Origin of the sequence: Sporosarcina sp. SG10008 (assembly GCF_044569405.1) — a bacterium.
Classification (GTDB): domain Bacteria; phylum Bacillota; class Bacilli; order Bacillales_A; family Planococcaceae; genus Sporosarcina; species Sporosarcina psychrophila.
In genome coordinates, this window is the sequence record NZ_CP172607.1 from 3989806 (window position 1) to 4000848 (window position 11043).

Sequence of the window (11043 nt, forward strand, 5' to 3'; positions counted from 1 at the left end):
CCTATTCACCTTTTCTTTTAGTAAGTCGTAATTGCAATGTAGCTAAACGTTTACCGAATGGCAGAAGAAACCATTCCTTCTCTGCCATTATACGTGATTTCATAATGACGAAAAGGAAAACAACCGCTCCCACCGAAACAGATGTTAATGCGATAAGTGTCGCCTCAATCCGATCTGGTAATTGGTCGAATAAAAACCCGTCTGCAATGAGCATCCACGGTAAAACAATGGCTATCATGAGAGTAGTTGCCACTATCACCCATCCGTAAAAACGTGTTGGTGCAAGGCGAATTGGCCATACTGTTTTAAAGTAAAGCAGCAACCCAAATGCAATTACCGCGAAACCGATATTGCCGGCAATCGCCGCTCCCGTGACATTCCATAAAGGAACCAGAAGTTGATTCGCGAAGATTTTTATAACCAACCCACCGATAAGCAGGAGCGTTGGCACTTTAACTTTCCCCGCACCTTGAAGCATCGCTGTTAACGGTAAAATAAGCGATAACCAGAGAATTTGTAATGAGAAAATAATGAGGGCTACAGAACCATCACGTGTTTCAAACAGCATTTCATTCACATAAGGCAAAACAAGTGCAAGCCCTGCCGCTGCAGCCCAACCGAATAGGAAAGCAGTTCGGAACGTTAGCTGGATAAACGGTAATGCCCCTCGTCCCGCTTTTTTTGCCGAATGATGAGCGATAAGTGGAACAATCGCGAGCGCTAATGTCGAAGCAATCAGAATCCCCATTTGTACAAGCGGTTGCCCACGATCGTAGACACCTTTCATCACCATGGCTGCATCCGCCGCAAAACCATTAGATAGCAGGATATTATAGATTGTAAATGAATCGGCCAATTGAAACAGCAGGAGAATAAGTGAACTTGCGCTGATCCCCAAACTGACAATCGTCAATTCTTTCACCACTCGCCACGTGTCCACTTTTTCTAATGGTCCTTTGAACGTATTCCGAAAATAGAGTGCAAGTATAATAACGCCAGCACCTTCCCCGACAACTGCCCCCCACATCGCTACCTCACCTGCCACATAGAGAGAAGCACCTGATCGCACCGCAATCCATGTGCCTATGAGAATGACCGTTACACGGAAAACCTGCTCACCAACGCCTGAAACCGCAACAGGTACCATTCGACCTTCCGATTGAAATGAACCCTTCAAAACTGCTAACGCCGGCATCAGTAAAACAATATACGCGCCAGCACGCAGGAGAGGTACGAGCTCAACATCGCCCATGGAGCGCGCGAAAAATGGCGCGAAAATAGTTAATAGAGCAAAAAAGGCCACTGATAATAAAAGTAGATAGGTAAATGCCACACGCATCATCGCTTTTGCTTCACCGCGACTCGTACTTCCTGCAAGCAGTTTCGATACCGCCACTGCAAAACCGTACGACGTCCAGACAATAAAAATGCCAATGAACGGATACACTTGCTGATAAATATAAAACCCTTTGTCACCGACAAGGTTTTGGAACGGAACTCGATAGACTGCCCCAAGTAATTTCACAATGATTGCAGAGATGGTCAGAATCGACGCACCTTTCATAAACGTTTTCATGTCCCATTGTTGCGCCATAATCGTGCCTCTTTCTTTCGTACATAGTACACCCATTATATCATGAACGAATAATGACGATATTCAGGATAACATCGAATATTCTAATTTAAATTATTAAGAGGTTTAATTGTGCAACGTTATGGGAAAGACATAGGTATAAGTTTTGTAAACATATAACTGTTAAATTATATCAAAAAATAAAACTGATAAAAAAGGTAAAATAGGAGGGGACCAAGGATGGTAAAAACAATTCCTAAAAAGCGAGTTCTATCCGTATTAATAAAATTAAAAAGAAATGATATGTACGCGACGGCAAAGCATTTTGGTTTAAGTCATCCGGTTGTCGTTGCACGTAGCCAAGAGCTGGACACCTTATTGAATCGATATCAGGGGATCCGGGCTATACAATGACCTAATGATGTGTCGTCTTCTGAACACAAATAGTCAACAATACGAGCTGACTAAATGATTCCACTGAATAACGCTTTGGCTACCCCTGCAAGGCGCCTACACTGGATTCAATACTTCACTATATAACACGGCAAAAGGAGCTATAAACCGCTATGGTTTTAGCTCCTTTTTGCACTTTTCACCATTACTGATTGATCATTGATTCCTTTACAGAAAAATGACGATGGCGAGTCACAGCATACATTGCTGCTATTCCTAACAATATGGCTGAAATTATAAAAGTAATTCGCACATCCCATATTTCGGCAAGTGCGCCAAACAGTAAAGAGGAAACTGCAAATAATAACGACACCAGCGAACTCTCTACAGCATAAATTTTTGGGAGTTCTTCAGGACTGGCTGACTTTTGAAGAAATGTGTTCGCAGCAATTGCTTTTAGTTGTTGAAAAATCCCAACGAGTCCCATAAGGACAAGAGACAGCCAAGCAATTGTCGTTAAACCGAAAAGAAGTGTCAGGATACTGATTCCAAAGGAAAAAGTAATCAAAACATACTTTAAGTTTTTCTCAAATACCGTGGTAAAACGTGAGCATATGATCCCACCGACAACCATTCCCAAAAAGAACGATGTATTAATATATCCCCACCAAGACTCATTCTCACCAAGAATTTCAGCCACGAAGACGTAGAGTATAGAAGCAATCCATACAACATTTGCGACTGCTTCAAATGCGATGATCACATAAAGACTCTTATACAACGGGTTTCTCCAAACGATTTGCCAACCTTCTTTTAGCTCACCGCTTTGACGACCTTCGGAAAATTTCCTGTAAAACTCGGTTGGATCAACAATTTTAGTCATCAGTAAAGTAGCAACCAGATACAATGCCAACGTGATTAAAATTACATCTTGACCGCTGAAAATTGCAACAAGCAGACCGCCAAGTGCCCAGCCCCCTAAATTTACTGTTTCGTAAATGATGGAGAAGAAGCTATTGGCTTTCACAAGTTCATTTTTGGGAACCAAGCGTGGTAACATTGCTTGGCTTGCTGGTGCTGCCCAACCGTCTAAGAATGCAATCGTAAATACGAAACTTACTATAACGAGTATGCTCGACGTTATGTGAAATACTAAGATAAGCGCTAGCAAACACAATAATAATGTCTTACTTACTTGCGAATGAACAAGCAGGGTCTTTAATGGATATCGATTTAACAGTAGCGGGGAAATCATCCCGCTAATAAAACGACCAAACATACTAAGAAATGGTACCAATGCCAATATAAATGGTGACTCTGTCGAAGCATATAAAATTGAAATAAGCCCCACAATATAAAAAATATCACCTAAATTGGCCATTGATTGGCCAATCCAAAGAAAACGGAAAGATGCACTCTTCATTCTTACTACCCCTTTACAATCAAAATTTAATTCTGATTAGTACAGGGTAGTTTTACACTCGACAAATACCTCCTAAAATCTATTGTTTTACAACACAAAATACAAAATGCAAAAAAATCACAAAATGCTACAATATAATAATGTTTATAGAGGTAGTAAGAATGAGTTATATAACTCTATTATACGTCAATTTGATATGTTTGAATACAAATTTTCAGAATACTATTCACAAAATCCATAAAGCTAATGTACCCACAAAGATTAACTTTCACAGTAGTCAAAGAAAAATGCTATAAATACTTTTTTAGGACTTGCTCTAGTGTAAGTATTGTCGCAAATTCACCATGTAGTGTCGCTAGGCGATATAGTATGTACAGTTTCTGCATCATAATAGGTATCATTTTGATCCATCTTTCCAAAGGCGGCTGTTGCATCTGAGGTATTGTTATTACTTTCACCAATGGGCATAAGTTTAATCTCCCACGTATGGAAGCATTCATTCAGATAAAATGCACCTCGTTCTATATCCTTGGACACGCTGCTACACTGTTGCGGCTCAATAAGGTCATGACCCTCTGCATCATAGTTCCAGTCCCGTGATATCTCAACCCAACTTTGTCCAGCTTCCAAGTCTTTACGAGCTTTTAACGTATAAACTGCTGTGGGATCAGCGCTTTCGTTTTCAAAAACTACATAGCGAACTTCTCTTTCCATTTCATTCTTTGAATCCTCTACAAATTGATCCATAGCTTCCAAGTTCTCTACATCACTTCCTACTTGAATAATGTCAGTTTCATGTGGTGTAAAAATCTCTCCGCTTTTATGTCCCACTTGTACGCTGTTTCCACACGCTACAAGCCACATGCAGATTACAATTATAAATCCAGCCTTTATAATTGGTTTCAATAAAATCATTCTCCTTTTCGCATAGTTAGATTCTGCTTGTTTAGCTTACTTTTAAGTTGAACAGGCACTATTAATATTTATGTCCCACGGCTCCCCGCCGAATATACAAAAAAATAACTCAAACTCCAAAAGATCGTTATACAGAAAATTGCTAGAAAGATACACAATATAGATTATAGTTTTGAAGCCTTTAAAGGAGTCGCCGAAGCGGATTTAAAAAGGGAATATTTATTACAAAAAATATAGTATATATGTTGAACTAATGATTCTATATAATCTCCAGCGAAGGCGCCTCATAGGGGTAGCCGAAGCAATAAGACTGACAGCGGTTTTCTGTCTGGCTTATTGCGGGAGGCATCCCCTAGCGCCGAGCGTTGTTGAGTGGATTTTTTATGTCAACATATTTAGACGTTCAATTTGTTCCAATGTTTCAAATTCCCTTTATATAATCCAAGTGAAATCCATTAACTATTAAATCCTTCTTCAATTATCTACTTCCTACATAGGTATGTATTTCCCTAACCATCACCCTAAATTTACTTATAGTGGGTAAAATTCATATTTAAAGTATTAATAATGGGTCCCGTCTTGTACACTAATAGATAAAGACGTTAATCGGAAGGGGAGATATGATTGGAGAAAACTGTGAAAAGTGAGTTGTTTTCTTGGATACAATCACTATTATTTGCATCTGCAATTGTTTTTATCTGTTACCAGTTTTTATTTGTACCAACGAAGGTGCAAGGAGAATCCATGTTGCCGACCTTCGAAGATAATAACCGTGTTATTGTGAGTAAAGTGAGCATGATTGACAGATTCGATTTGATTGTTTTTCATGCCCCTAATGCAACAGATAAATACATTAAAAGGGTCATCGGAGTACCCGGAGATCGTATTGAGATGATTGAAGACATATTGTACGTTAATGGAAGTGTGTATGATGAGCCCTATGCTAAGCGTATTGATGGCGATCCAATCACGGATCGGATAACTGGAGATTTCACGTTAGCGGAAATTACAGGGCAAGAGGAAGTACCTGAAGGCGCTTTTTTTGTACTTGGCGATCATCGCTTAAAGAGTAATGACAGTCGATATTTCGGATTCATTTCTGAGGATGCTGTCATTGGTGAAGTGAAGCTGCGTATTTATCCATTCACGGAAATCAGTATACCGAAATAAGTATATACTTGAATGACTCCTTTTTTGGAGAATGATTGATTTTAATGGGTTTTATATATATCAAAATGAAAAGCGAGTCGCCAGTGGCGACTCGCTTTTCATTTCATTTTCCGAAGAAGGTAAAGCAAATACGGCGTGCCAATCAGCGCTACAATCAGACCGCTCGGAATATCTTTCGGAGCAATAAGAATCCTTCCGACAAAATCTGCTGTGACAAGAAGCAGTCCGCCTAATAATCCAGATACGGCAAGCAAAGGCAGATGACGGAAACCGACCAATCTACGTGCAATATGAGGTGCTACGAGCCCGACAAAGCCAATCGTCCCTACAATTGAAACGGCTGCCGTACTTATCGCGACACCAACGATCAATGCCCAAACACGGGTCGACTTTACTGAAAGTCCAAGACCCGCCGCCACATCATCACCGAACGTCAACGTATCCAAACTGCGTGTCAAGAAAATGGCCGGACCGATGAACAACGCAAATAGCAATAAGGCTAGCTGTACATCGTCCCATCCTTTTGCGTACGTACTTCCCGACAACCAGACGAGCGCAGCCGCTACGGCGAGTTTCGCTTTCACGACAAACACTTGTGTGGCGGCCGAGCCGAATGCAGAAATCGCAATTCCCATAAGTGCTACAAGCATCGGTTGGAAATTGTTTTTCCATGACGTCCCTAAAATTATACCGAGTGCAATGGCAGCTCCCACGACTGCACCTAGCGGCATATATTTGATCGGAATGGCAGGAAATAACACGAGAAGCATCATCGCTCCGGCACCACCCATTGATGTAACACCTAAAATACTTGCATCCGCCAATGGATTTCGTAATACCCCCTGCAATAATACCCCCGCAACTGCAAGCATAACCCCGACGATGAACGCCGTTAACACGCGCGGGACTCGGAAATTCCACACAACAGGTTTCAACCATTCGGTCGTCCATGCAGTGCCATTGAATGATAAAGCCAATGAAATAATAACAACAATAAGTGCGACAACGATTGTAATGACAACAGATAGTTTCACTGGTTTCAATGTACCGCCCATTTGACGGTCGCCCCGACTATGCGTTTTTGCAGTTTTCCATGCCAAGTACAACAGCCACGGTCCGCCGATCAACGCTGTCATTGCACCAACCGGTACTTCTTGTCCAGGTTGAACCAATCGCCCTAACACATCGGCTCCTATCAGCATGACACTTCCCCATAAAAATGACTGGAGGAGAATGTTCAAATGCCCTCGAACGCCAAGCATTCGAACAATATGCGGGGCCATTAATCCGATAAAACCGATTGGGCCGACTACACTTACTGTTGCAGCCGCAAGGACAATTGCAACAGCCCACGCGAGTAATTTAACAAACCTAACATTTTGCCCAAGAGACGATGCAATATCTTCACCCAGCGACAACGTATCCAATGACTTTGCCAACACTAACGCGAGGACGAAGAACACAATGATAACCGGTCCTGCAAACGATACACCATCCCAATTTAATTGAACAAGTGTCCCGGAGCCCCATAAAAAGAGACCGTTCGTCTGATTTTCGAATAATAGCTGCAAAGAACCTGTCATCGACGCAAACAATAACGAAATAATCATTCCTGTCAGCGCGACACGAACGGGCTCCATTTGCTTACCTGCTAGCATTACAACGAGAACGGATGACAGTACAGCACCCATCAATGCAACAATAAACGGAAAATTCCCGAGTAGCGATGGGAAGAAAATCATTGAAACAACGACGAAAAAATAAGCGCCTGCATTAATTCCTAGTGTGCCTGCAGATGCTAATGGGTTGTTCGTCAACGTCTGCAATACAGCCCCCGCCACTGCAAGGGCACCACCAGCAAGTATCCCGATTATTAACCGCGGAAGACGTAGAGAGAGCACGATGTCCTGCACGCGCCCCTCTGTCCACACTTCTTTTACTAATTGGGTAACAGTATAATCCGCTTGACCTTGTGTTAAGTGAATAAAAGATAATAAAACCAACAGGAACAACCCAATAATCATAACTAAAAAGGATCGTTTTCCTGAAGTCTTTCTTGCCATTACTTACTTACCATCGTGCTTGTAATTTTATTAAGCAGTGTTTCAGCTGAAAGAGGACCTCCATATAACCAAGTATCCCCGCCTAGATCATACAGACGGTCTTCTTTCACGAAATTCAAGTTCTTCCAAACTGCATTATCTTTTAATTGTTTCTCATAAATATTGTCGTCGGCCTGAACGATATACAAATAGTTTGCATCCTCATACTTCGTTAGCCCCTCGACGTTATACGTACTCGAACCGTAAATTTCAAATTGATCTGGAATATGGATGTTGTTTAAGCCAATTTTCTCTAACATAATTGAAGCCATTGAGTTTGGCGTAAATACACGAACTTCAGGTGCTTGAGGTCCCGTATAGGCAAGTGTTAAGACAACATCTTTTGTTTTCAAACCGGCATTTTCGATAGTCGTTTTCGCTTCTTCATATTTCACATCCAGGTCAGCTAATACCTGTTTCGCTTCATCCTTTTTATCAACCGCTTTTGCAATCTCGTTAAATGTTGTTATCATTTCTTGATACAAATCCATTTTTTCATCTTCAGGATACGGATTAAAAATGACCGTAGGCGCAATTTTCTCTAAATCCGCAATCATCCCATCATGACGGAAGCTAGTACCGATGATCAAATCCGGTTCCAATGCAGCAATCGCCTCCAAATTCGGTTCTTGGCGACCTCCAACATCTGCTACGTCTTTGCTAAGCTCTGCATCGATATTCACCCAATCATGATATTCTTGTATATCCGCCATCCCAGCAGGCTGAATGCCTACTGCCAATAAATCTTCCGCATATGTCCATTCTAAAACAACGATTTTTTTAGCAGGCTTATCGAGCGTCACTTCACCATTAACACCCGTAATTGTTATACTATTTTCTACTTTTTTATTGTCTGCAGCTTTATCTTCTTTCTTCGAAGAACAACCTACCAACAACACCGCAAAAAGCGCTAAAATAAGCAGGGATTTTAAAGACTTCTTCATACTTAACATTCCTCCATTTATCTATATCTTGATTATTATTCTCATTTAGTAGTTTAAACTTGATTAGACGGCTTTGTAAAGTTTATTCAAAAATAAATGACCATCATTCTCAATAGATGCTAAATATGCTATGCTTATCTCTAATTGAAAATGAAAATCATTTAGATTCCCTATAGATATGGAGGCATTCCAATGCATACCTCAATAAAAGCTGAAAACCTATCGATTGGCTATCAAGATAATCTACTCTTTGAAAACCTGAATTTATCGATTCCTAAAGGCGAAATCACTGTTTTCGTCGGTAGTAACGGCTGTGGTAAGTCTACGTTACTCCGTTCAATTGCCCGTCTTTTAAAACCATCTGACGGCTCTATTTTACTTGAAGGTAAGGATATCCACTCGCTGTCTTCACGTAATGTAGCTAAGAAAATGGGTATTCTTCCACAAGGACCTGTATCACCTGAAGGGCTTACGGTACATGATCTTGTGAAACAAGGACGCTATCCACACCAATCGTGGCTCTCAAGATGGACTGAAGAGGACACGAAGAAAACAGAAGCTGCAATGACAGCGACTAGGATAAGTGATCTACGAGATCAATCGATCGACACGTTATCAGGTGGTCAGCGGCAGCGTGCATGGATTGCAATGACACTGGCTCAAGATACAGACGTCATTTTATTGGATGAACCAACGACCTACCTCGACATGACGCATCAGATTGAAATTCTTGATCTACTGTTCGAATTAAATGAACAAAAAGGCCGTACCATTGTAATGGTGCTACACGATTTGAATTTGGCCTCCCGTTATGCGCACAATATCGTCGCCATTAAAGATGGCGGTGTCCATGCGCAAGGCAAGCCAGAGAATATTATTACCTGCGATTTAGTTCGAGCTGTGTTTGGGATGGAGTGTCAAGTTTCCACAGACCCTCTTTTCGGTACACCACACTGTGTTCCATTCGGACGGGGCCGTTGTATCGTACCGGAACTTCGGAAAAATACGGGTGCTTAAGTTACACGCAGAACACATTTCTGCACTAGAACGTTTCAGTGTGCGTATCGGTGAACAGGCGACCACGTTTATGTCGGCGGCAGATATGTTATCCGAATCAGGTTGCGACAAACTATTTGAGATAATTCAAAGTTTGTCTGGTGCCCCAACGAATACTGTCGCTACATCTATTTATATGAGAAGGCATGGTTTTTTCATTGCTGCCCAACTACATTTAATGAGTGAACATAATTTACTTTGGGCTGGTGATTTGGACGATGTATCGTTATTCATCGAAAATGATACAATCTTTTTTTCCGTTCCACCTGCCGGCTTTAGACTCGTACAAAACCGTGAAAAAGATATCCGCATTATTCTTGAGACCTACGGATACCCTGTCGTTGACTATTTAAGCAAGCGTGCAAAAATCGCGAAGTTAATTTTGTGGGAAAACATATGGGGGTACGTCTTATGGATGTACTCGATGCTGCTTCAAGAAAACTCCTTATTTGCACAGCAAGATTTAGATGTTTTATTGGATGATGAAGCTTGGAAACCTGCAATGCGCCGCTCCCCTTTCAAACAATATTTGAACAACCAACAGGCTCTGGACGCTATGGCGAATTATAAACGATTAACATGTTGTTTGTATAAGGAGCTTCCGAACACGGAAAAATGCCCCTATTGTCCACTGGCAAAGAGTAAAAGTACAAACGCCTAAGTTCAGAGGCAACAGGCATAAAGCCATTTATAGAAGGTATTCTAAATTTGCACCGTCTTGCCGCAACAAGGGGGGATTTAGGTCAATTCCTACCCACTGCGTAACTCACTTCCTCCGCGCATTTTGCGTCCGAAGTCTAGACGTATAAATTCTATGTTGGAAATTATCCTCAGTTCGAGATTTTATAATTTCCTAGACGTTAAAAACAGCCCACACAAACCGTCAATATCCGGTTCGTGTGGGCTGTTTTTATGGTTCCATCTGTTTCGCTAAAAAATGCGCGGCCGTTTCCGCCGCTTTCATTTCAGTTTCGCCGATAAAATGCACCTTTGATAACAGGTAAACAGCACCAATCGTATCCCCCGCAGCAATAATGGGTGCAATACAATAAGACTTCACCTGCTCCACTTGTCCAGGCACCCACTCAATCGCCTTTTCAAGTTTTTCGGTAACGATTTTACGGCCTGTCATAATCTCATCGAGATCAGGCGACAACTGGCGATTCAAATAATCTTTTTTCGATAATCCGGACACGGCAATCATTTCATCCCTGTCACTAATGAGCGCAGGCGTGCCTAGTGTTTCGTACAATGTTTCCGCATACTCTTTTGCAAATTGACCGAGTTCTGATATCGGCGAATACTTCTTCAAAATTACTTCGCCATCCCGGTCGGTAAAAATTTCAAGTGGATCCCCTTCACGAATCCTTAGTGTCCTTCGAATCTCTTTAGGGATAACTACCCTGCCAAGATCGTCGATTCTGCGGACGATTCCCGTTGCCTTCATACATGATGCCTCACTTTCCA

General features: G+C 41.6%; 9 protein-coding genes and 2 pseudogenes. 4 read left to right on the plus strand and 7 right to left on the minus strand.

Going from position 1 to position 11043, the window contains the following annotated elements; genetic code table 11:
• Position 1: 1 nt before the first annotated feature.
• The gene (locus ACGLYD_RS18805; protein ID WP_399629868.1) at positions 2–1594 is read right to left on the minus strand and encodes an oligosaccharide flippase family protein; all 1593 of its coding nucleotides are present in this window, start codon (positions 1592–1594) and stop codon (positions 2–4) included.
• A gap of 219 nt (positions 1595–1813) precedes the next feature.
• On the opposite strand from ACGLYD_RS18805, the gene ACGLYD_RS18810 reads away from it, so the two are divergent.
• Entirely contained in the window at positions 1814–1987 is a 174-nt protein-coding gene (locus ACGLYD_RS18810; RefSeq protein ID WP_082786772.1) for an aspartyl-phosphate phosphatase Spo0E family protein, read from the plus strand.
• A gap of 184 nt (positions 1988–2171) precedes the next feature.
• Here ACGLYD_RS18810 and ACGLYD_RS18815 read toward each other — a convergent pair whose 3' ends face one another.
• The 3 genes and pseudogenes from ACGLYD_RS18815 to ACGLYD_RS18825 form a co-directional block, all read right to left on the minus strand.
• The gene (locus tag ACGLYD_RS18815) at positions 2172–3389 is read right to left on the minus strand and encodes an MFS transporter (protein ID WP_338654489.1); all 1218 of its coding nucleotides are present in this window, start codon (positions 3387–3389) and stop codon (positions 2172–2174) included.
• 290 nt (positions 3390–3679) lie between these two features.
• A pseudogene (locus ACGLYD_RS18820) lies at positions 3680–3827 on the minus strand (cysteine hydrolase); the annotation flags it as partial.
• A gap of 147 nt (positions 3828–3974) precedes the next feature.
• Positions 3975–4304: pseudogene (locus ACGLYD_RS18825) on the minus strand (hypothetical protein); the annotation flags it as partial.
• A 624-nt stretch (positions 4305–4928) separates the two neighbouring features.
• Between ACGLYD_RS18825 and lepB the strand changes: the two are divergent.
• A complete protein-coding gene (gene lepB, locus ACGLYD_RS18830; protein WP_399629870.1) occupies positions 4929–5474 on the plus strand; it encodes a signal peptidase I in 546 nt (181 codons plus the stop codon).
• A gap of 98 nt (positions 5475–5572) precedes the next feature.
• Here lepB and ACGLYD_RS18835 read toward each other — a convergent pair whose 3' ends face one another.
• Complete coding sequence (locus ACGLYD_RS18835; protein WP_399629871.1) at positions 5573–7537, minus strand: iron ABC transporter permease; 1965 nt, start codon at positions 7535–7537, stop codon at positions 5573–5575.
• Positions 7537–8520, minus strand: a complete 984-nt coding sequence (locus tag ACGLYD_RS18840) for an ABC transporter substrate-binding protein (RefSeq protein WP_187046256.1) — start codon at positions 8518–8520, stop codon at positions 7537–7539. Before ACGLYD_RS18840 ends, ACGLYD_RS18835 begins: the two co-directional genes overlap by 1 nt.
• A gap of 192 nt (positions 8521–8712) precedes the next feature.
• Between ACGLYD_RS18840 and ACGLYD_RS18845 the strand changes: the two genes are divergently transcribed.
• Both ACGLYD_RS18845 and ACGLYD_RS18850 read left to right on the plus strand, forming a co-directional pair.
• On the plus strand, positions 8713–9537 hold the full coding sequence (locus ACGLYD_RS18845; protein WP_067213739.1) for an ABC transporter ATP-binding protein: 825 nt from the start codon (positions 8713–8715) through the stop codon (positions 9535–9537).
• Complete coding sequence (locus tag ACGLYD_RS18850; protein WP_399629875.1) at positions 9530–10237, plus strand: hypothetical protein; 708 nt, start codon at positions 9530–9532, stop codon at positions 10235–10237. The genes ACGLYD_RS18845 and ACGLYD_RS18850 overlap by 8 nt, the downstream gene beginning before the upstream one ends.
• Before the next feature lie 249 nt (positions 10238–10486).
• Here the strand turns inward: ACGLYD_RS18850 and spoVT are convergent, their stop codons facing one another.
• The gene (gene spoVT / locus ACGLYD_RS18855; RefSeq protein ID WP_067213740.1) at positions 10487–11023 is read right to left on the minus strand and encodes a stage V sporulation protein T; all 537 of its coding nucleotides are present in this window, start codon (positions 11021–11023) and stop codon (positions 10487–10489) included.
• Positions 11024–11043 lie beyond the last annotated feature (20 nt).